Origin of the sequence: Streptococcus sp. 27098_8_82 (assembly GCF_041431615.1) — a bacterium.
GTDB classification, from domain to species: domain Bacteria; phylum Bacillota; class Bacilli; order Lactobacillales; family Streptococcaceae; genus Streptococcus; species Streptococcus sanguinis_K.
This window is the reverse complement of record NZ_JAPVYB010000001.1, coordinates 88,510-110,010: the sequence shown is the minus strand read 5'-3', so window position 1 is coordinate 110,010 and position 21,501 is coordinate 88,510. Positions and strand designations below refer to the sequence as shown.

Below are 21,501 nucleotides of genomic sequence, written 5' to 3'. Positions count from 1 at the left end.
AATCTAGCTAACAAAAAAATCCTGAGTTTAAGTCAGGATTAAATAGTCTTACTAAAAAGCTGAGTTACGCTTTTTCCAATTCTAAAAGAGACTACTGGTTGTATTGAGAAATTTCTGAGCTTCTATCAATCCTTATTTTCATGATACACCGCATAGAGCTCGCTCTTGTTCCTGCCGTATTTCTTGGCCACTTCCTTGATGGCCTGATTTTTTTTGCTCCCAGCTTCAACTAAAAGATCAATCTCAGCTAGGATCTGCTCTTGAGATATGTCTTGAAGAGCATCTTCTTCCGCCCCAGCTGCAATCAAGAGACACTCTCCTTTAGGCGGATGTTCTGCTGTATAGGCCAACAGCTCTGAAATCAGCCCTCGCTGATACTCCTCGTGAATCTTAGTCAACTCACGCACCAAAACGACTTGTCGGTCACCATAAACTGCCAGCATATTTTCCAACGTAGCCCGAACTCGATGAGGGGATTCGTAGAAAATCTGAGTCTCAGGATAGGATTTTTTGCTAGTGAAAAATTCCTTCTGCTGGCCAGCTTTTCTAGGAAGAAAGCCATAGAAAATATGCGGTTGGGGAGCCAATCCGCTAGCAATCAAGGCTGTTATTCCAGCACTAGGGCCAGGAATCGGCACTACAGTAATTCCAGCTTCTAGCGCTGCCTGAACCAAATCATGTCCAGGATCAGAAATACTGGGCAGACCAGCATCCGAAACCTGAGCTATATCATTTCCACTTTGAAGCATGTCCAAGAGAACTGGAATTTTCTCCTTGGCATTGTGCTCATGAAAACTGATCTGCTTAGTCTCAATCCCAAAATGCTTGAGCAGAAGGCCCGTATTTCTCGTATCTTCAGCCGCAATCCTGTCAACCTCTTTCAAGGTATTGACCATACGGATGCTCATATCATCCAGATTGCCGATAGGAGTCGCGACCAGATAAAGCTTGCCGTAGGCAGTTTCGCCCTTAAAACTTTTTTGAACCTGCATCGCTACTCCCTAAATAACAATTCATCGCAGAACATGCACTCTGCGTCATTCTCTCGGCGCTGGCCATAGAAATCCGTACAGACATGAAAGCCGTCATAATAAAGCTTGCGCAAATTATCCCGGTTTTTCTTGGTCTTGGTCGGAGCTTCCTTCTCCACCTCTCCCAAGCGCTCCCTCAGCTTGTCATTTTCTAGATGCAGAGCAATATTTTCCTCTACCACACTCTTGAGATTTTTCTTGACAGCCTCCACCTCAGCAAGGGTCACTAAAAGCGTCTGTGAAAAATCATCCAAGGCGTCAAATAAGTCTTTTTTATCCATTTTATACTCCTATGCTGCCTCTTTTTACTTTCCCTTCAAAGTCATATATTCTAAAGCGTTTTGAAAAGATACATTAGCCCGCCACATCTTCCGAGCCAGCAAAAGCTGCTCCAAGGCCTGTCGACCGTTTTCTGTTGCTATCTCTTTATAAAATAACACTTCCAAGAGCTTGAAGACCTGTTCCTGCTTCTCCTTATCATCAGCCAGCTTTGCTAGACGCGAAACCTGCAGAAATGCCTGACTAGAGCGAGTCTGAAAATCCTTGACAAAGCGCTCGCATTCGCTGACTAATTCAAAAAAGGCGTTATTATGAGCCAAGCTTTCCGCTTCTGACTGAGTCTGACTATAAGCAGCTAGTAGCTCTGCTCGACTTTTAATCAAGCCATCCTGTTCCAAACTGTGCTGCAGAGCAGCTGTATTTTTCAAGAAATGATAAACCTGAGTCCGACTTCGAATCGTCGGCAGGATCAGCTGTTCATCAGCAGTCAGAAGAAAGATATAAATCTCACTCTGCGGTTCCTCAATGACTTTGAGCAAGGAATTGGCTGCATTGACGTGCATCCGATCCGCATCGCAGATAATGAAAACCTGCCGACTGCCTTCCAAGCCACTTTGAGAGAAGTTTCGGACCAGCTCCCGAACTCGGTCAGTTTTGATAATGTTATTAACCGGTCGCACCACCGTTACATCAGAAAAATCTTCTTCAGCAATCAAACGGCAAGGACGACAGGACTGACAAGGCCAGACGCCTTGCTTATTCTCGCAAAAGAGACTTTGGGACAGGATTTGGGCCATTTCAAAACTGCCAAAAGCTCCGGTAAACAAGTAGGCATGGCTTAGCCGCCCCTGTTCCAGAATATGCTGAAACTGCTCAAATAAGCTGGGCTGGCTTTGCTGTAACTCTTTTATCTTCATGACGGATTCCCAAATCGTTCCTGAATGATGGCCAAACTATCAGCCACTACCTTATCCAAAGGTTGACTGGCATCCACCTTGACAAAGCGCTCGGGCTCCTTGTCAAGAATCGCCAAATAGCCCTGCCGAACCCGCTCATGCAAGTCCAAACCTTCCAGATCAAGCCGATTCACCTCTCGGCTCTCGCTCCTAGCAATCCGCGCCAGCCCTTCTTCCACATCAATATCAAAATAGAGGGTCAAATCAGGCTTGAGTCCATCTGTCGCAAACTGATTGAGCCATTCAATATCTGCCACATCCAGACCCCGTCCGTAGCCCTGATAGGCAACTGAACTATCGATAAAACGGTCCATCAAGACGATTTTCCCTTGCGCCAATGCTGGCAAAACCCGCTCAGCCAAGTGCTGGCGGCGGCTGGCAATGTACAGCAAGAGCTCAGTCTTAGCATCCATAGCCGTATGGCTAGGTTCCAAAATCACTTCGCGAATGGCCTCCGCAATCTGGACGCCGCCCGGCTCCCGCGTCGTAATAAGACCAGTGCCATAATTTTTCAAAAAAGGAAGCAAGGCTTCCAACACACTCGACTTTCCAGCCCCTTCTGGACCTTCTAGCGAAATCAAAATACCATTTTTCATCTTTACTTTTAATCTCTAACTTCTATTTTTTTATTTTTATAAGAAAATGCAGATGCGAATTGCTCCAAAGCTTTATATAAGCTACTTTTCAGAGTTCGTCCACATTGCTGAGCAACCTGATAAGAGCCGACTCCGTCGACTTATTATTTTCATCCCACTCTTTTTTATCTATTGTTTATTTTACCAAAAAAAAAGCTAAAAGCCCATCATAAGAAAAGACTTTAAAAATTTTTTCAAAGTGTTTCACAAAGGCTAAATTTTTGGTAAAATATATTCAGAATAAATTTCTGGAAATAGATTTAGGAGGATGTTATGTTTAAATTAAAAAACGTACTGGCCATCATTTTTGGGGCTGGAATTTTTTCTTTTGGGATTCATTATTTGGTCATTCCCTTTCACTTATATGAAGGTGGCGCGACAGGTCTGACCTTGATTGCCTACTATCTATTTAAAATCCCTGTCTCGACGACCAACCTGATTATTAACATTCCTCTCTTTATTATTGCTTGGAAACTACTAGGCTCACGAACCCTCTATCTCAGCATTCTGGGGACCTTCTCCGTGTCTGCTTGGCTCAAGATTTTTGAAATCCTACCTGCCTCCAAACACCTGCAAGACTATTTCCTCTCAGCTCTGGACGGGGATGTTTTACTAGCTTGTCTTGGAACAGGGATTGTTTTGGGGATTGGACTGGGCATCATCTTCAATGCTGGTGGAACAACTGGCGGTACTGATATTGTAGCCCGCATCTTTAATAAATATACGAGCATTTCCATGGGCAAACTCATGCTGACTGTTGATTTTGTAGTCATTACCTTGGTTCTCCTTGTTTTCAAAGACCTACGCATGGTGTCTTATACCCTAATGTTTGTCTTTATCACCTCGCGCGTCATTGACCTGATTGCAGAAGGAGGCTTTGCCGGCAAGGGATTCCTTATTGTTACCAGCAAACCGGCAGAACTTGCTGAAGCTATCAATAACAAGCTAGATCGTGGAGTGACCTTCCTCAAGGGCCAAGGCTTCTATAGCAAGCAGGATCTCCAGATTGTCTACTGTGTTGTTTCCCGTAATGAAATGCAGCAGATGAAGAAACTCATTAACCAAGTCGATCCATTTGCCTTTACTACTATTACCGAAGCCCATGAGATTTTGGGTGAAGGCTTCACTTTAGATGCCAACAAACAACCTATTGTACGTTAAAAACCTCATCTAATGATGAGGTTTTTTTATCGCTTATAAAGCTTTTGCAGAAGTATGTGTAATCTCAGCTAGCTCAATCGCATGCTCTTCAAATTTTTTCTTGAGAAGAGCTGTATCTATATTACCAGCTAACTGTACTTCAATGACGACTTTGCCATCCTTGCGTGGGATATTGACGGTATTGGAGATGTTGAGATTTTCTTCCACCAGAAGACGGATTATCTGCTCAAGAACCCCCACCTTATTCTCAGTGACAAAGCGCAGACGGACTCCCTCTTCACCATAGCCAGACACTTCTAAGAAGGCCTTGAAAATGTCACGGTCAGTAATAACACCGTAAAGTTGCTCATTGTCCACGACAGGCAGGATACCAATCTTATTTTTCAGCATCAGATAGGTCGCATCTTCCAAGCTAGCAAACTGAGAAATTGTGACCACATCACGAATCATAACATCACCAACTTTTGTTTTGTTGAGAAGATAGTTCATCTCATAAATGGACAGACTCGTTGCCTTAGATGGACTAGCTTCTGCAATCGTTCCTTCTGTCACCAGTCCCACTAATTGGTCATTCTCAATCACTGGCAGACGGTGGAGTTTTTGCTCACGCATCATATCTGCCGCATGAGCAATCGTTGTATTTGGGCTGATATAAACCACCTTACGCGTCATAAAATCTTTAACTGCCATAAAAGTTCCCTCTACTTCCTATCCATAATTCTTATACTTATTATACTTTATTTTGAAGCTGATTTCAAACGCTTCCAAGGCCTTTGCCTAAGTTTTCAAAATTTAGAAAAATCTCGCGATTGGAAAAATTGAAGATAGAAAATGGCTAGCTAAACTATTTTAAGCATCTAAGATAAGAAAAAGGTCCATTGGACCTTTTCAAAATGTTAAGTTACTATCGTAACTTTCTATCAACAACCTAAAAATGTCTCCCAGACATTTTAAAGAAAACTCGCTACCGCGAGTTCCTATTTGCAACCTGAAACAATCCACCGGGCATCTTGACGAAAACCTTGTTTTCTTTATCTGCAACTTAAAAAGGTCCATTGGACCTTTTCTAAATGTTAAGTTACTACCGTAACTTTCTATCAACAACCTAAAAATGTCTCCCAGACATTTTGAAGAAAACTCGCTCTCGCGAATTCTCATCTGCAACCTGAAACAGTCCACCGGGCATCTTGACGAAAACCTTGTTTTCTTTATCTGCAACTTAAAAAGGTCCATTGGACCTTTTCAAAATGTTAAGTTACTACCATAACTTTCTATCAACAACCTAAAAATGTCTCCCAGACATTGTAAAGAAAACTCGCTGCCGCGAGTTCCCATTTGCAACCTGAAACAATCCCCCGGATTGTTTCAGCCACCTAGATATGCTTTGCGGACTTCGTCAGAAGCGAGGAGCTCTTGGCCTGTTCCAGACAGAACAATTTTACCTGTTTCAAGGACATAACCTCGGTCAGCGATAGAGAGAGCCTTGTTTGCATTTTGCTCAATCAAAAGAACTGTTGTGCCTTGCCGCTGGATATCTTGGATAATATCGAAGATTTCCTGGATAAAGATTGGCGCCAAGCCCATAGAAGGCTCATCCAAGAGCAAAAGCTTAGGTGTAGACATCAGAGCCCGTCCCATAGCCAGCATCTGCTGCTCACCACCTGAAAGGGTTGCAGCATCTTGGTTTTTACGCTCTTCCAAGCGTGGGAAACGAGAGAAGACCTTTTTGAGATTAGCTTGATTTTCTTCTCGATTTGTTTTGAGAAAGGCGCCCATTTCCAAATTTTCCAAAACGGTCAAACCTGGAAAGACATGACGTCCTTCTGGTACTTGCGAAAGTCCAGCTGCTACGATTTTTTGAGCAGGAACTTTTTGAATTTCATTGCCTACAAATTCAATTTTACCAGCACTTGGACGAACCAAGCCTGAAATCGTGCGGAGAATGGTCGTTTTCCCAGCGCCATTGGCACCAATCAGGGAAACGACTTCTCCTTCGTTTACTTCAAAGCTGACATCACGGACAGCCTGAATCATGCCATAATGGACAGAGAGATTCTCAACTTTAAGCATGGACATTAGGCTTCACCTCCTAGATAAGCTTCAATAACGCGTTTGTCATTCTTGATTTCATCAGGTGTTCCGTGCGCAATCATGCGGCCGTACTCCAACACATAGATTCGCTCAGTGACTTCCATTACCAGACTCATGTCATGCTCAATCAGCATGATAGTAATGTTAAATTCGTTTTTAATCCGTCGAATCAATGCAGTCAGCTCTGCTGTCTCCTGAGGATTCATTCCTGCAGCCGGCTCATCCAAGAAGAGGATCTTTGGCTCCGTTGCCAAGGCCCGAACAATCTCCAAGCGGCGCTGCTGACCATAAGCTAAGTTCTTAGCCAAGGTTTCTGCTTCCTTGTCCAAGTCAAAAATTTTCAGCAACTCCAAAGCCTTAGCTTTGAGTTCTTCTTCGTTTTTGTAGTAAGCTGGCAGGCGGAGGAAAGAAGCCAACACATGAGCCTTATGATGATTACCAAAGGCGATCAGAACATTATCCAAAACACTAAGGTCCTTAAAGAGCCGGATGTTCTGGAAGGTCCGCCCTAGCCCTAAAGAAGCAATCTTGTAAGGTACCTTACCATTGAGCAAATGACCATCTAGTGTCACTGTCCCTTCACTAGGCTCATAAACACCGGTTAGGAGGTTGAAAAGAGTCGTTTTTCCTGCACCATTAGGGCCAATCAGACCAACCAGCTCGCCCTCGTTGAGTTCCAAGGTCACATCGCTAACAGCAGTCAAGCCACCAAAGTTTTTAGTTAGATTTTTCACATCAAGAAGTGCCATTATTCTTTGACCTCCTTATTCTTTTTGAAGAGCTTAGACAAGCTCAGCTCCCAAGTTCCTAAGAGTCCGCCTGGACGGAAAATCATGACCAATATCAAAGCCAAAGAATAGACAATCATCCGAATGCTGGATACATCCTGCAGCAGCATATTGAGAACTCCCAATACTACTGCAGCCACAATGGTTCCAGTCATCGATCCTAGACCACCAAAAACGACAATAATCAAGATATTGATAGTGTTGGTAAAAGAATAGTCCTTAGGAACAACTGAACCAACGAAGCCAGCTTGAAGAGAGCCAGCAATAGAAGCCGTGATAGCTCCCAAGACAAAGGCTGTCACTTTGATTCTAGTAGTATTAACCCCAACAGACTCGGCAGCAATCTCATCCTCACGGACTGACAGAGTACTGCGGCCAATAGGACTGCGCAGGAAATTCAAGGTCAAAATAGTTGTGATAACAACAAAGATATAGACCATCTGCCAAGAGGTAAAGGGCGGAATGGATAGGATACCAGCTGCCCCATTAGTCAAAGTACCCCCATTAATAATCAGAATACGGATAATCTCTGAGACACCAAGAGTCGCAATCGCGAGATAGTCCCCTTTAAGACGAAGCGTAGGCAAACCAACTGCCAAAGCCACAATACCAGCAATGACAGCTCCTAGCAGCATAGCAATGAAGAAAGCTCCATAAGTTGGCGATTTAGAGCCAATAATTGCTACTGCGTAGGCACCGATTGCCATAAAACCAGCATGGCCAAGAGAAAATTGACCTGAGAATCCGACGATGAGATTAAGCCCCACAGCCAGAATAATATTAATCCCGATCTGCTCTAAGATTTGAATATAAAAAGCATTGAGAACACCGGCACTAACCAATACTGTCATCAACAAGTAGCCAATTAAGACAAGGCCAAGCCAGAAAATATTTACCTTTAAATTCTTTTTCATACCTTACACCTTCTCTTTCACATTTTTACCGAGGATACCAGCTGGACGGATCAGAAGAATGACAATCAAAATCGCATAGACAATGGCATCACGGAAATCAGATAGTCCAAGCGCTGTCGCAAAAGTTTCCAAAAGACCGATAACAAAGCCACCAAGCGCGGCACCAGGAATGATTCCAATACCACCGAGAACGGCTGCTACAAAGGATTTAATCCCTGGAGTCATTCCCATCAGAGGCTCCAATGAATTATAGTAAAGGGCAATTAGGACGCCAGCAGCTCCTGCAAGAGCTGATCCCAAAGCAAAGGTGAAGCTGATTGTCCGATTGACATTGATTCCCATGAGCTGGGCAGCATCACTATCTACAGATACAGCGCGCATAGCCTTACCCATCTTTGTCTTCTGCACGATGAACTGCAAAGCCACCATGAGGAAAATCGAAATTCCCAAAATCAGCAACTGAATATTTGAGATAGAAATCGGTCCTAAGTTAAAGCGTACTGTTTTAATAACCTGCGGGAAGGAACGGGTATTGGCACCGACAAAGAAAATCATGCCATACTCAAGAAGAAAAGAGACCCCAATGGCTGTAATCAAAGCCGCAATCCGAGTCGAATTTCGCAGAGGACGATAGGCTAAAAACTCAATAACCACACCGAGAATCGCTGTCCCAATCATCGCTAAAATGAGAGAAAGGAAGAAATTAAACTTCAGGATATTAATCAAGTAATAACCCATAAAGGCACCAATCATATAGATATCACCGTGGGCAAAGTTAATCAGCTTAATAATCCCATAAACCATGGTATAACCCAAAGCCAGAAGCGCATAAACACTACCCAGGATTAGACCGTTGACTAATTGTTGGAGCATTAGACACCACTCTTTCTATAATAAAATAAGGAATGGGACAAAAATCAGCAGACTAGGTCGTGATTTTATCATCCCACTCCCAAAATACGAATAATAGTTGATTGAGAAACGAAGAAGAATAGATTATAAAACAATACTCTTTCAAATCCGTAGATTTATAAAGAAAGAAATCATCTACTAACTTGCTCAAGCAACTAGAAATAGAAAACAAGTCAAAGACTGGGATAGCCCCAGCCTCGTAACTATTATTCCGCTTTAACTGTTTCTACAGTATCTACTTGACCGTCTTTCAAGCCAATCATCAGAGCTGTTTTCACTGGATTGTGATCTTTATCAATAGTGATTGAACCAGTTACTCCATCGAAATCTTTAAGCTTAGCCAAGTTGTCTTTGATATCTACAGAAGTTTTAGCACCTTTGGCTGCTTCTGCTGCCATATAAACAGAGTCATATGCCAGAGCTGCAAACATAGAAGGCTCTTCTTTGTACTTAGCTTTGTATGCTTCAATAAACTTCTTAGCTTTTTCTGACATTTCACCAGAAGTTGTAAAGCCAGATACATAGTAAACATTTGTAGCTGCAGCAGGAGTTGCTTGCTCAACGAACTTAGCATCACCAAAGCCATCAGGACCAACGATTGTTTGGTCAATACCTAAACCACGCGCTTGATTGACAATTTTACCAGCTTCAGTATAGTAACCTGGAACAACCAGAGCGTCAAATTCTTTACCCTTAATCTTTGTCAAAGCAGCTTGGAAGTCTGTATCCTTGGATTGGAAGGTTTCTGTTGCTACAATCTCACCCTTGAATTCCTTCTTGAAAGCATCCGCCATTCCTTTAGCGTAGTCACTAGATTGGTCGTAGTAAAGAACGACTTTCTTAGCTTTCAAGTTATCAGTAACATACTTAGAAATGATTTTACCTTGGTAGCTATCAATGAAAGTTGCACGGTAAAGATAATCTTGCTTGTTGGTCAGATCATCCTGTGTCGCACTTGGTGTAATGATTGGTACACCTGCTTTAGCAGCATTTGCAGTAGCTGAAGCTGTAGCTCCAGAAGTCGCAGGGCCAATGATTGCATTTACCTTGCTTTGGGTAACCAAGCTAGTAGTGATGGTAGATGCTTCAGCTGTTTCTGATTTGTTATCCTTATCAGTAACTTCAATCTTCTTGCCATCTACGCCGCCAGCAGCGTTGATTTCATCAACGGCCAACTGAGCACCATGTTGTTCAGCTGTACCGTAGGCTGCTACTTCACCTGATTCTTCAAAGTTAAAACCAAATTTAATCGTATCGCCAATTTCTGTACCAGTTGCTGTTGAGTTGTTATTGGATACTTCTCCACAAGCTGCGAGAAGAGCCGCACTAGCAAAAGCTACTAAGGATAGTGCAAATTTTTTCTTCATTCCGAAATCTCCTTAAGTGATTTGATTGATGATATAGTAAGAATATATCGAATTATCTGACAATTGTCAACCCCTTATAGAAATTTTATCAAATGATAACGTTTTCTTGCTCTCTATACAGGCTTCCAACAAAGTTTTGATCCAGTTCTTTTATGTGAGAAATCCGAACTTGCTTAACATAGCGCTCCTTGGGCAGATTCTCCTGTAAGTTCTGGGCGTCCTCTTGATTGACATAGAGATGCAAATAACGATGCTTCTTAGAATGATAAATAATATCCCCAAAGTTTGCCAGTTTTTTGGCATCTCGATTATAGTAAAGATAGACAATCAAGCCCACTCTTTCTTCTCTCTCTATCATAAAACTCCTTTCCGGTCCATGTAGTTCTTAGATGATTATAGCAAAGATAGGTCAAAAAAACTAGCCCTCAAAAGCTTTATAGTCAGCTTAAAACACCAGAAATTGGTAGCTTGTCAGATTCAAAACAGCAAAAAAGGAGCCGCTTTTGGCTCCTCCTCTGTTAGCTCAGATTGCTATTTTCCATGATTTCATCAATAAAGCCGTATTCCAAGGTTTCCTGAGCACTCATCCAGTAATCGCGTTCCGCATCCTTATGGATTTGCTCAACGGACTTGCCAGAGTTTTCGGCCAAGATTTTTTCCAAGGTATTACGAGTTCTAAGCAAGTGCTCAGCTACAATAGCCATATCCGTTTGCTGAGTACCACTTCCAGCTCCTCCCATTGGCTGGTGAATCAAATATTCCGCATTTGGCAGCATGAAGCGTTTGCCTTTGGCACCACTGGAAGCAATGACCGTTCCCATACTGGCAGCTACACCCATAACAATGGTCTGAACATCAGACTTGATGAAGTTCATAGTATCCACAATGGCCAGACCTGCTGAGACAGATCCGCCCGGCGTATTTACATAGAGATAAATATCTTTAGTATTGTCTTGAGCGTCCAAGAAAAGGAGCTGGGCAATGACTGAATTAGCCATATTATCCTCTACTGGACCAGTCAGCATGATAATCCGATCTTTTAATAGCCGGGAGTAAATATCATAGGAGCGCTCCCCTCGGCTGGTTTGTTCAATAACTACAGGAATCATAGTTTTCTCTCTTTCTCTTTTTAAAATTTTCTATCAAACTAGGAAATAGAATTTCAAATTACGAGACTATTATATCCTTTTGGTCAAAAAAGGTCAAATAGAAACTTTTACTTGGTTCCGAAAAGACGATCTCCTGCATCTCCCAGTCCTGGTACGATATAACCATGGTCATTGAGATGGTCATCCAGAGCCGCTGTGAAAATATCAACATCTGGATGAGCTTCCTGCAAGGCTTTTACTCCTTCAGGCGCAGAAACCAAGCAGACAAATGTAATGTGGCTAGCACCACGTTTCTTCAGAGAATCCACAGCCAAGATAGCAGAACCACCCGTAGCTAGCATTGGATCTACAACGAAAATTTGACGTTGGTCGATATCTTCTGGCAACTTGACCAGATACTCAACCGGCTTCAGAGTTTCTTCATCACGGTACATTCCAATATGCCCAACTTTGGCTGCTGGAACCAAGCTCAGAAGTCCATCCACCATGCCAATACCAGCCCGCAAGATTGGAACAATAGCTAATTTTTTCCCTGCAATCTGCTTTTGGACTGTTTTTGTAATTGGTGTTTCAATTTCTACATCTTCAAGTGGTAAATCGCGCAAAACTTCATATCCCATGAGCATTGCGATTTCATCAACTAATTCACGAAAAGCCTTGGTAGAGGTATCTGTACGACGCAAGATAGACAATTTATGCTGAATAAGCGGATGAGCGATAACTTCAAGTTTTCCCATGATTGGATTTCCTTCTTTCAATTTATTCTTCTTATTATATCAAAAAAAGTGTGAAAAGGCTTGCCATAAGCAAGCCTTTTCAAAGATTTTCTTCACCTTACAGCCATTCTCTATAGCGCTTGATATAAAGGTGTTTAACAAGGGTCACACTAACCATATAAAGCGCAATAATCAAGAGGAGGAAAAGGAAATAAGTGCCATTCAGCGGAGCTGTCTTCAGAACTGACGCAAAGAGGCTGTATGGCAGGGAAGTAACAAAGAGGGCTGCTGCCATGGTCGTCACAATGACAGATAAAGCAGGACGGCTTTGCACAAATGGCAGCTTAGGTGAGCGTAGCATGTAGATGACCATGGTCTGAGTCCACATAGACTCAATGAACCAGCCTGTTTGAAAAAGAGTGATAAAGGTCTCTGCCTGTCCACTACCTGCTTGATAGCTACCTCCTGTTATCATAGGCACGATAATAAAGTAGAGCACCAGATAGGTCAAAACATCAAAAACGGATGAAATCGGTCCAATCCAAGCCATAAATCGGGTAATGGAAGTGGCTGACCAGATATGAGGTCTCTTGAGAAATTCACTATCCACATTATCAAAGGGCAGAGCGATACAGGACAGGTCATAAACCAGATTGAGGACAATCAGATGAACTGGTGCCATAGGTAGAAAAGGCAGAAAAATGCTAGCAAAGAGAAGAGAAAAGATATTCCCAAAATTGGAACTGACCGTCATCTTAATGTACTTGGTCATGTTGGCATAGACCTTGCGTCCCTCTACCAACCCCTTCTCCAGAACCATGAGGTCCTTGTCCAGCAGAATGACATCTGCCGTTTCCTTGGCAATATCGACAGCTGTATCAACAGAAATACCCACATCTGCTACCTTCATAGAAGGTGCATCATTGATACCATCACCCATGTAGCCAACCTTGTGACCATTGGCCTTGAGTTGGAGAATGATCCGAGCTTTTTGGTCAGGTGAGAGCTTGGCAAAAACCGTTGTATGCTCTACTGCTTGGCTCAATTCCTCATCTGATAAAGCATCTACCTCTACGCCTAGTAAGATATTATCTACATCTAACCCAACCTTTTCACAAACTGCCTGGGTCACCTTATCATTATCACCGGTCAAAATCTTAGTAGCAACTCCGTACTCAGCCAAGGTTTCAATAGCTGGAGCCGCAGATGACTTAGGAGGATCTAGGAAAGCCAGATAGCCCGTCAAAATCATGTCGGACTCATCCTTCAATTCATAGTTGTAATCTTCTTCTAAGTCTGACTTGTAGCTAACACCAAGCACGCGCAGACCTTGCTCATTGAGTTGGGACACTTCCGAAAGGATTTCCTGACGAATCTCCTCAGTCAGTACTGTAATGCGTTTCTTGTATTCTACATGGCTAGAGATAGCCAGCATTTCCTCCAAGGCCCCCTTGGTCACCATGCTGATAACATCCTCATCATCCTTGACGATGACACTCATACGACGACGCTCGAAATCAAAGGGCAGTTCATCAATTTTCTTAAAGGTTTGGTCTAGATTACGGACAATCTCATGCTTTTCTGCTTCTTTCTCCGTCCGATTAATAATAGCCCGATCCATGAGATTTTTGAGACCAGTTTGATAGTAGGAATTGAGAAAGGCACGACGGAGCACTGCTAGGTCCAAATCACCATGAATATCCAGCGGGTATTCCAACACAATCTCGTCTTGGGTCAGTGTACCTGTCTTATCCGTACAAAGGATATCAATAGCTCCTAGGTCTTGGATGGCATTCAGCTTCTTAATCACGACCTTTTCCTGAGCCATGATAATAGAACCTTTAGCCAAGCTCGCTGTGATAATCATAGGCAGCATTTCTGGAGTCAAGCCAACTCCAACGCTGAGAGCAAAGACACCTGCTTCCAGCCAGTCGCCGTCTGTCAGACCGTTTATGAAGAACACGACTGGAACCATGATAAGCATCAGACGAATCAAGAGCCAGGAAATGCTATTCATCTCGCGCTCAAAAGAGGTCGGCTCATCATAGGTGTTAAGCGTCTGCTCAATGGCTCCCATCATGGTCTCATCGCCAACCACCAGCACCAGAGCTGTAGCTCTTCCGGAAATAACGTTGGTTCCCATAAAGGCCAGCGACTCTGTTTCTAAAAGGCTATCGAGATTTTGTTCATCTGACTTGGCCAAACAGACCTTTTCTACTGCATCACTTTCCCCTGTCAGGCCGGACTGCTGAACAAAGAAATCACGCGAATCCAGCAGCAGTACATCTGCAGGAATCATGTCTCCAGCACTAAGTTTGATGATGTCTCCTACAACAAGCTCATCAATCGGAAGTTCCTGCTCTGCTCCTTCACGGATAACCGTAGCCGTGTTGACAATCAGCCGAGACAGATTGCTAGCAGCGCGGTCGCTCCGCAATTCCTGAACAAAACGAATGCCTCCAGAAATCAGCACCAGAACAACAATGATGATGGAAGTTGTCGGATCTTCCTCACCAGGCTTAGCCAGCCAGACATTTGTTACTAAGGACACTAGGGCAATCACCAATAGGATGACTGTAAAGGGGTTAATGATAGACTCGTAAATTTTCTTTAGAATAGAGTCTTCCTGACCCTTTGTGATGATATTCTCACCATAAAGGTCACGATTTTCTTCGACCTGCTCTTCTGTCAGGCCGCGAAAGGAACTCTTGTAAAATGCCAGAGTTTCTTTTACAGGAAGCTGCAGAGCAGCAACTAATCTTTCTTTTACTGTTTTCATTGGTTTCTCCTTGATGTATGATTGTTAAATTTCATACACAGGGACCAATCACTTTATGAGGACAGAACGACACAAATCAGCGATTGGCTGTGTATGTGCGGTTCCGGATAATCGTCAATTTGCATCGCATGTCTCCTTTCTTAATTTATAAAAACAATTAAAAGTCCCAAGATGCCTGCAAGACCTCAAAAGTGGCATTCATCTTCTGTGTCCAATCTTGCAATTCTGGAAAATTTTCTTTTAAAGATAATCCAATAACTTCTTCACGTAAATTCCACCAATCTACAAGAGCAACTACTTGGATTGTTGCAATATTTAAAGAGAGCCCTTGCTCAGTAGCCAGTTTCTCTAACAAAGACAAACTCCGTATATTTCTCTCTTCAATTTGCTGATGTCTGTCTTTCCACCAATGTTCTTTTTCATGGAAAAATTTTTCCGCAACAATCGGCATTGTATTTTCCAAAATTCCTTCAGCAATGGACAGTATATTTAAAACATGCCATTTATCCATTCCATTGGGGAAAAGTGAAACTTCCTGACCTAGTTCGTCTAAATATTGAGAAATTAAATCACTACCATATAACCATTCTCCACTGGAAGCTTGAAAAGCAGGAATTCTACCTAAAGGATTATCTTGATTGTGCGGTGAATTTCTATCAAAAGCCACCTGAACTTTCTGAATATCCACTTGCTCCTCTAAATGATGGTGTAAAATTGTAACATATACTTTACGCGCAAAAGGACTGGTACTAGAATACCAAAATTTCATTATTCCTCCTCTTTCTTGTTTCTTAAGAGGCAGGCAATCAACTATTTACTCTCTTGAAATATTTTCAACAAAAAAGAATACCCTGCCAATTTCTCAGCAGGGTCGTTTGCATGTCAGGTTATTCGCTTCATTGTTTTAAGCACAGATAAAGCAAGCATTCACCGTTCAAGCTTTAACTCCATAAGGCGATGAAATGAGCTTAGTCTTGACCTTGGCGATCAGGACTGTTGACCAACGAGTAGTGTCTCCACTGCTTTGCGGTAGTCATCCGTATCCTTATGGTAGCCTCACCTACCGATTTTCCACTATTACTATACTCCTCTTTGGGAGGATTGTCAATCATTTTTCTCACTTGAAACAAATTTCAAAAAATTTTTGATTTATTTTGGCAATACCTCTGCAATACGGGAGCAGATTTCTTCAACCATGGTCTCTGGAGCAGCAACATTTAGGCGAGCATGACCTTTACCTTCTTGGCCAAAATCACTTCCTCTATTCAGGACGACCTTTGCCTCTTCTCGTAGCAGCTGAAAGAGCTGGTCATCTGTCAGGCCATAATCTGAAAAGTCCAGCCAAATCAGATAAGTCCCTTGAGGCTTCATGATCCGCAGGCGCGGTGCCTCTTTGGCAAAATAATCAACCACAAAATTCACATTCTTCTCCAGAACTTCCTTGAGCTCCATCAACCAAGACCAACCGTAACGATAGGCTGCTTCTGTAGCTAGAAATCCAAGACCAGGAATTTCATGCTGGTTATTGGCCAGCTGGCGTTTTTTAAACTGATGCCGCAAGCTAGGATTCTCAATCACAGCATAGGAATTTTTAGTTCCAGCAATATTAAAGGTTTTAGTCGCACTTGCTAAAATCAGACTAAAGTCCTTAAAGTCAGGCGAGACAGTATTAAAAGACTGATGTTCATGGCCAAACAGCGTCAAATCTTGATGAATTTCGTCTGAGACCAGGAGAACGCCGTACTTTTGACAGAGGCGGCCAATTTTCTCTAACACTTCCCGTTCCCAAACTCGACCTCCAGGATTGTGCGGATTGCAAAGAACATAAATCTTGACTTCATTGTCTACAATGTCCCGCTCTAGCTTCTCAAAGTCAATCTGAAAGAGACCATCCTGCTCTATCAAAGAATTGGTAATAAGCTGACGATTATTGAGCTTGACACTGCGGGCAAAAGGTGGGTAAACAGGAGTGTTGATTAGAACAGCATCCCCTTCCTTGGTAAAGGCTTGGATAGCCGTCGAAATAGCAGGAACAACCCCCTCGATAAATACCAAAGCATCCCGATCAAAGGTATAGTCGTGCTCATCCCGCTCCCAATCTAGAACAGCATTGATTAGCTCTTCACTGGCATAGGTATAGCCATAGACCAACTGATTAGCGTAGTCATGAACAGCTTGCTGGATTTCAGGCAGGACTTCAAAATCCATATCCGCAATCCAGGCTGGCAGAACTTCTTTGTCCTTCTCCGCTTCTTTCCATTTATAAGTATGATGCCCTACACGACAGGGTGCTTTTTCAAAATTATATCTTCCCATATTATTCATTCTCCAAGGCTGCACGTAAATCGTCTACCAAATCTCGACTATCCTCAATTCCAATTGACAGGCGTAGCAAATCATCAGTTAAGCCATAAGAATGACGCACTTCCACTGGAATGTCTGCGTGAGTCTGGGTCGTCGGATAGGTAATCAAGCTCTCCACTCCTCCTAAACTTTCCGCAAAGGTAAAGACTTTCAGGCTATTTAGGAGATGAGGAATCTTGCCTTCGTCCACAACTTTAAAGGAAATCATACCACCCTTGCCTGGATAGAGAACCTCTTTTACCGCAGGAGATTGCTTCAGAAAAGCGACTACTTCTTGCGCATTCTGAGTAGAGCGCTCCATGCGTAGAGCCAGTGTCTTGAGACCGCGCAAAAGCAGATAGCTGTCAAAAGGAGACAGGACTGGCCCAGTTGTATTGAGATTATAGAAAAGCTTGTCATAAATAGCAGCATCATTAGTCATGATAGCTCCGGCCAAGACATCATTGTGCCCGCCCAGATACTTGGTTGCAGAGTGCAGAACAATATCTGCTCCATCCTCCAGCGGTCTTTGATAAATGGGACTATAGAAGGTATTATCCACAATGACAGCTGCTCCTCGCTCATGAGCTGCTTGGGAAATGCGGGCAATGTCAAACTCTACCATAAGAGGATTGGTCGGTGTCTCGATATAGACAATATCTATATCCTCTGTCAGATTATTCAGTAGTTCTTCTTCTGTATTGGCATAGGTAAAAGCAAAGCCCCCTTCTGCTTCAGCCTGAGCAAACCAGCGAAAAGAGCCACCATAGAGATCCCGAACAGCCAAAACCTTGCTGCCAAATGGAAAGGCACTAAAGGCCAGCACAATAGCCGACATACCAGAGCTAGTCGCTAGAGCATAATTTGCACTTTCGATAGCAGCCAGAGTCTCTTCCAAGCTAACCCGCGTTGGATTCTTGGTCCGAGTATAGTCATAACCTGTTGACTGGCCAAACTCAGGGTGCTGGTAGGTTGTTGAAAAATGCAGGGGTGTTGTTAAAGCACCAGTTGTTTCATCTTTTTTAACCCCAGCCTGAGCCAGTAGTGTATTTAATTTTACGTCCTTACTCATATTAACCTTCCAATCCTTCGCTAATATTTCACCCTCTATTGTAACATCTTTTGAAAACATTTATCTTTTTTCTTTCCAAGAGCTAGCTATAGTTTGAAACTATAATGTTGATGTTTTAGACATAATAAAGATAAAAATTAAAAAGCCCTGCGGCTTTTTAATAGATATGAAAGCGTCGGCGCAGACTAGCCGCTTTTGAACCGATAAAGCGATCCATAAGGCGAACTTTGAGCGCTAGACCGCCATAGACAGCAAGACCGATACCGCCAATCAGAGCTATATAGACAAAGCTGGAAACTCGGCCGCTAGGATGAAGGAAGAGACCGATAAGAAGCTCTGCTACCAAGACAAAGATAGTCATCAGAACCGTCAGAATCACTGACAGGAGACTCCGTTTAAAGAGGTTCTTAGGATTCAGACATGTTACCTTGCGAATTTCCTGATACATGAGCAGGATTGGGATAATCAAGCCAACTGTCGTCGCAAGAAGAGGTCCATAAGCTTTGAAAATATAAATCAAGGGTACTTGCAGCACCAGCTTGACTCCTACTCCATAGAGGAAGTAAATAATAGCTTTTCGATTTTGGAAGAGGGCTTGAATCATCGGAGCTAACACCGTATATAGACTGAGGATAATGGTCTGCAGCATAGCAAAGATGAAAAGTCCCAGTGCTAAGCCGTCTGGCTTGCCATAGAAAACAGTATACAGAGGTTCCGCTACCAAAGCAGCACCAATGGTTGCTGGCAAGATAAAGAAAATCAGCATACTAAGATTATCCTGCACCAAGCGGGCAGCCGAGCGAAAATCACCTTTGACATAGTTCTCGGTCAGAAGCGGAATCCCAACACCGCCGATAGAAGTCGCCACTGCAATTAAAATCATGGTGATTTTATTAGGATTTGCTGAGAAGTAGGCAAACTGAACCAGCAGCTCGGACTTGCTGTACTTGCTGATCCAGCCCATGACATGGATAAAGGTATTTTGGTCAATAATCTGAAAAAGCTGAATGGCAGATCCTGTGATAATGAAAGGAATGGCTTCTCGGATTGTATCCCAGAGGAGGGCATGGCTATTGATCTCCCCTGCATTGGTAGACTTATGAAGGATAGAAGTCAGCATCCCTGTCTTCCAGAGATAGAAGGCTAAGACAGCCATGCTAGCCAGCATACCGATAAAGGCGGCAAAGGTGGACTGGGTAACCGCTTCTACATAGTTGCCAGAACCGATTTTCATGATGAAAAAGGCTGTCAGCAGCATCCAGATAACCCGAATGACCTGCTCCGCAATCTGACTGATGGCATAAGGCTTGAGATTGTTAAACCCTTGGAAAAAACCTCGGATAACGCTCATTGATGGGAATATCAAAACAGCCAAAGACAGACTCTGCATGACTGGCACCAAGTCTGAACCACCGCCAGACATAGAAGCGAAAACTGGTGAAAGCAGGTACATAATCACTGCAAAAACAGCTCCTAAAAGCAGCATAAACTTGAGAAACTCGCGAATCAAAGTAAAGCTGTGCTCTTCCTTGTCAATGGTATTGTACTTAGCTACCTGCTTGGCCACTGCCACTGGCACGCCGGCTGTCGAAATCAGTAAAAACCAGGCATAGATATTGTAGCCCATAGTAAAAAGGCCATTGGCCTCGGCACCATGCTTGCCCATCCAGATATACCAAGGAATGATATAGATGGCACCCAGAAGACGACTGATAAAATTGCTGGCAGTTAGCCAGGCAGTTCCCCGCAGCATCTGCTGCTGCTGGCTTGTTGTTTCTTGGCTCATAGAAAACCTCTTCTATTTATTCTTCTTTTATTATAAACTTTTCCTTGCCTCTTGTAAAACCCAGCCATAAGGTTTACAATAGATTTATGATTAAAATTGAAACCGTATTAGATATTTTAAAAGAAGACCATAATTTTCGTGATATTGTCAAAGACGGAGAATACTTCTTCTCTTATAGCGGCTTGACTTTCGATAGTATCAGTTATGACAGCAGGGAAGCAGATGCCTCTACCCTCTTTTTTGTCAAGGGTGAGGCTTTTAAGAAAGAATTTCTAGAAAAAGCCGTCACAGCTGGCCTGCGCTTTTATATCAGCGAGACAGACTTTCAAGTGGGCATTCCGGTCCTCTTAGTCAACGATGTCAAGCAGGCCATGAGTCTCTTAGCCATGGAATTTTACAGCCATCCGGAGAAGAAACTCAAATTACTTGCCTTTACTGGCACCAAGGGTAAGACAACTACAGCTTATTTTGCCTATCAAATCCTTTCCCAAAGTCATCGCCCTGCCCTGCTCTCGACTATGAACACTACTTTGGATGGCGAGACTTTCTTCAAGTCAACTCTGACAACACCAGAGAGTCTGGATCTTATTAAAATGATGGCCCAAGCCCTTGCTAATGATCGGACTCATCTCATCATGGAAGTTTCCAGTCAGGCTTATCTCAAGAAAAGGGTCTATGGCCTAACCTTTGATGTCGGTGTCTTTCTTAATATCAGCCCAGACCATATCGGCCCTATTGAGCATCCTACTTTTGAGGATTATTTCTACAATAAGCGACTATTGATGGACAATAGCCGAGCAGTTATCGTAAATAGCGGCATGAATCATTTCCAAATCGTGAAAGAGCAAGTCGCTTCTATGGAACACGATTTCTATGGAGCAGGCTCAAGCAATACCATCATAGATTCTCAGGCTTTCAGCTTTGAAGCTGCTGGTAAATTAGCTGGCCACTACGATATCCAGCTCATCGGCCGCTTCAATCAGGAAAATGCAGTAGCGGCTGGTCTTGCCTGTCTGCGTCTGGGTGCTAGCCTCAAAGACATCAAAAAAGGAATTGCCGCAACCCGAGTCCCAGGCCGTATGGAAGTTCTGACTCAGAAAAATGGCGCCAAGATCTTCGTTGACTATGCTCACAATGGCGTCAGCCTGAGAAACCTGCTGTCTGTCGTAGAGGAACACCAAAAGGGCAAGATTATTCTTCTCTTAGGTGCTACAGGCAACAAGGGTGAAAGCCGCCGCAAAGACTTCGGTCGCCTACTTAATCAGCATCCTGAGCTGACCGTTATCTTAACCGCGGACGACCCCAACTATGAAGACCCTCTAGCCATTGCGGAGGAAATCGCATCCTACATCTCCTATCCAGTGGAAAAAATAGCCGACCGAGAGGAAGCCATCAAAAAAGCTCTCAGCCTGACAGACCGAGAGGGAGATGCCGTCATTCTGGCCGGTAAAGGAGCGGATGCTTACCAAATCGTAGAAGGAGAAAAAGTAGCCTATCCAGGAGACTATGCACTTGCAGAAAAGTATTTATAAGAAAAAAGGCGAGCATATCGCCTTTTTATT

Annotated in this window: 20 protein-coding genes and 1 riboswitch; of the genes, 2 read left to right on the top strand and 18 right to left on the bottom strand. The window is 43.2% G+C overall.

Annotated elements, in window-relative coordinates; all coding sequences use genetic code 11:
• Nucleotides 1-125: 125 nt before the first annotated feature.
• Genes rsmI through tmk form a run of 4 tightly spaced genes read right to left on the bottom strand, consistent with a single transcriptional unit; the run spans nucleotide 126 to nucleotide 2,862 of the window.
• Entirely contained in the window at nucleotides 126-992 is an 867-nt protein-coding gene (gene rsmI, locus O3627_RS00535) for a 16S rRNA (cytidine(1402)-2'-O)-methyltransferase (protein WP_125382849.1), read from the bottom strand.
• A 2-nt stretch (nucleotides 993-994) separates the two neighbouring features.
• Entirely contained in the window at nucleotides 995-1,312 is a 318-nt protein-coding gene (gene yabA, locus O3627_RS00530; RefSeq protein WP_002894690.1) for a DNA replication initiation control protein YabA, read from the bottom strand.
• 24 nt (nucleotides 1,313-1,336) lie between these two features.
• The gene (locus O3627_RS00525; RefSeq protein WP_125382850.1) at nucleotides 1,337-2,227 is read right to left on the bottom strand and encodes a DNA polymerase III subunit delta'; all 891 of its coding nucleotides are present in this window, start codon (nucleotides 2,225-2,227) and stop codon (nucleotides 1,337-1,339) included.
• On the bottom strand, nucleotides 2,224-2,862 hold the full coding sequence (gene tmk / locus O3627_RS00520) for a dTMP kinase (protein WP_343092036.1): 639 nt from the start codon (nucleotides 2,860-2,862) through the stop codon (nucleotides 2,224-2,226). Before tmk ends, O3627_RS00525 begins: the two co-directional genes overlap by 4 nt.
• A gap of 312 nt (nucleotides 2,863-3,174) precedes the next feature.
• On the opposite strand from tmk, the gene O3627_RS00515 reads away from it, so the two are divergent.
• Complete coding sequence (locus O3627_RS00515) at nucleotides 3,175-4,062, top strand: YitT family protein (RefSeq protein WP_002923623.1); 888 nt, start codon at nucleotides 3,175-3,177, stop codon at nucleotides 4,060-4,062.
• Nucleotides 4,063-4,095: 33 nt separating this feature from the next.
• Here the strand turns inward: O3627_RS00515 and O3627_RS00510 are convergent, their stop codons facing one another.
• The 14 genes from O3627_RS00510 to O3627_RS00445 all read right to left on the bottom strand — a co-directional run bounded on the left by O3627_RS00510 (nucleotide 4,096) and on the right by O3627_RS00445 (nucleotide 19,939).
• Nucleotides 4,096-4,752 carry a CBS domain-containing protein gene (locus tag O3627_RS00510; RefSeq protein WP_002905931.1) on the bottom strand — a complete coding sequence of 219 codons (657 nt, stop codon included), beginning with the start codon at nucleotides 4,750-4,752 and terminating at the stop codon, nucleotides 4,096-4,098.
• A 675-nt stretch (nucleotides 4,753-5,427) separates the two neighbouring features.
• Nucleotides 5,428-6,138 carry an ABC transporter ATP-binding protein gene (locus O3627_RS00505; RefSeq protein WP_002894681.1) on the bottom strand — a complete coding sequence of 237 codons (711 nt, stop codon included), beginning with the start codon at nucleotides 6,136-6,138 and terminating at the stop codon, nucleotides 5,428-5,430.
• Nucleotides 6,138-6,902, bottom strand: a complete 765-nt coding sequence (locus O3627_RS00500; protein WP_009659152.1) for an ABC transporter ATP-binding protein — start codon at nucleotides 6,900-6,902, stop codon at nucleotides 6,138-6,140. The genes O3627_RS00505 and O3627_RS00500 overlap by 1 nt, the downstream gene beginning before the upstream one ends.
• On the bottom strand, nucleotides 6,902-7,855 hold the full coding sequence (locus O3627_RS00495; RefSeq protein WP_049541903.1) for a branched-chain amino acid ABC transporter permease: 954 nt from the start codon (nucleotides 7,853-7,855) through the stop codon (nucleotides 6,902-6,904). The genes O3627_RS00500 and O3627_RS00495 overlap by 1 nt, the downstream gene beginning before the upstream one ends.
• A 3-nt stretch (nucleotides 7,856-7,858) precedes the next feature.
• Entirely contained in the window at nucleotides 7,859-8,728 is an 870-nt protein-coding gene (locus O3627_RS00490; protein WP_002897070.1) for a branched-chain amino acid ABC transporter permease, read from the bottom strand.
• A gap of 245 nt (nucleotides 8,729-8,973) precedes the next feature.
• A complete protein-coding gene (locus tag O3627_RS00485) occupies nucleotides 8,974-10,134 on the bottom strand; it encodes an ABC transporter substrate-binding protein (protein WP_002894677.1) in 1,161 nt (386 codons plus the stop codon).
• A gap of 88 nt (nucleotides 10,135-10,222) precedes the next feature.
• Nucleotides 10,223-10,492: a YlbG family protein gene (locus tag O3627_RS00480; RefSeq protein ID WP_002894676.1), complete on the bottom strand. Its 270-nt coding sequence runs from the start codon at nucleotides 10,490-10,492 to the stop codon at nucleotides 10,223-10,225.
• A 160-nt stretch (nucleotides 10,493-10,652) separates the two neighbouring features.
• Nucleotides 10,653-11,270 (bottom strand): ATP-dependent Clp protease proteolytic subunit, encoded by a 618-nt coding sequence (locus O3627_RS00475; protein ID WP_223313447.1) that lies wholly within the window; start codon nucleotides 11,268-11,270, stop codon nucleotides 10,653-10,655.
• Nucleotides 11,271-11,350: 80 nt separating this feature from the next.
• Nucleotides 11,351-11,980: a uracil phosphoribosyltransferase gene (gene upp / locus O3627_RS00470; RefSeq protein ID WP_002894672.1), complete on the bottom strand. Its 630-nt coding sequence runs from the start codon at nucleotides 11,978-11,980 to the stop codon at nucleotides 11,351-11,353.
• Nucleotides 11,981-12,077: 97 nt separating this feature from the next.
• Nucleotides 12,078-14,738, bottom strand: coding sequence for a magnesium-translocating P-type ATPase (mgtA, locus tag O3627_RS00465; RefSeq protein WP_002913260.1), 2,661 nt, complete (start codon nucleotides 14,736-14,738; stop codon nucleotides 12,078-12,080).
• Nucleotides 14,739-14,895: 157 nt separating this feature from the next.
• A complete protein-coding gene (locus O3627_RS00460; protein WP_002899791.1) occupies nucleotides 14,896-15,507 on the bottom strand; it encodes a glutathione S-transferase family protein in 612 nt (203 codons plus the stop codon).
• Between the two features lie 150 nt (nucleotides 15,508-15,657).
• Nucleotides 15,658-15,813, bottom strand: a riboswitch (M-box (ykoK) riboswitch).
• 74 nt (nucleotides 15,814-15,887) lie between these two features.
• Complete coding sequence (locus tag O3627_RS00455; RefSeq protein ID WP_002899790.1) at nucleotides 15,888-17,063, bottom strand: MalY/PatB family protein; 1,176 nt, start codon at nucleotides 17,061-17,063, stop codon at nucleotides 15,888-15,890.
• Nucleotides 17,056-18,213, bottom strand: coding sequence for a cystathionine gamma-synthase (locus tag O3627_RS00450; protein WP_125382856.1), 1,158 nt, complete (start codon nucleotides 18,211-18,213; stop codon nucleotides 17,056-17,058). Before O3627_RS00450 ends, O3627_RS00455 begins: the two co-directional genes overlap by 8 nt.
• Nucleotides 18,214-18,310: 97 nt before the next feature.
• On the bottom strand, nucleotides 18,311-19,939 hold the full coding sequence (locus O3627_RS00445; protein ID WP_343092035.1) for a polysaccharide biosynthesis protein: 1,629 nt from the start codon (nucleotides 19,937-19,939) through the stop codon (nucleotides 18,311-18,313).
• Between the two features lie 86 nt (nucleotides 19,940-20,025).
• Here O3627_RS00445 and O3627_RS00440 point away from each other — a divergent pair, with 86 nt between their 5' ends.
• Nucleotides 20,026-21,471 carry a UDP-N-acetylmuramoyl-L-alanyl-D-glutamate--L-lysine ligase gene (locus O3627_RS00440; protein WP_125382859.1) on the top strand — a complete coding sequence of 482 codons (1,446 nt, stop codon included), beginning with the start codon at nucleotides 20,026-20,028 and terminating at the stop codon, nucleotides 21,469-21,471.
• The last annotated feature ends 30 nt before the right edge of the window (nucleotides 21,472-21,501 follow it).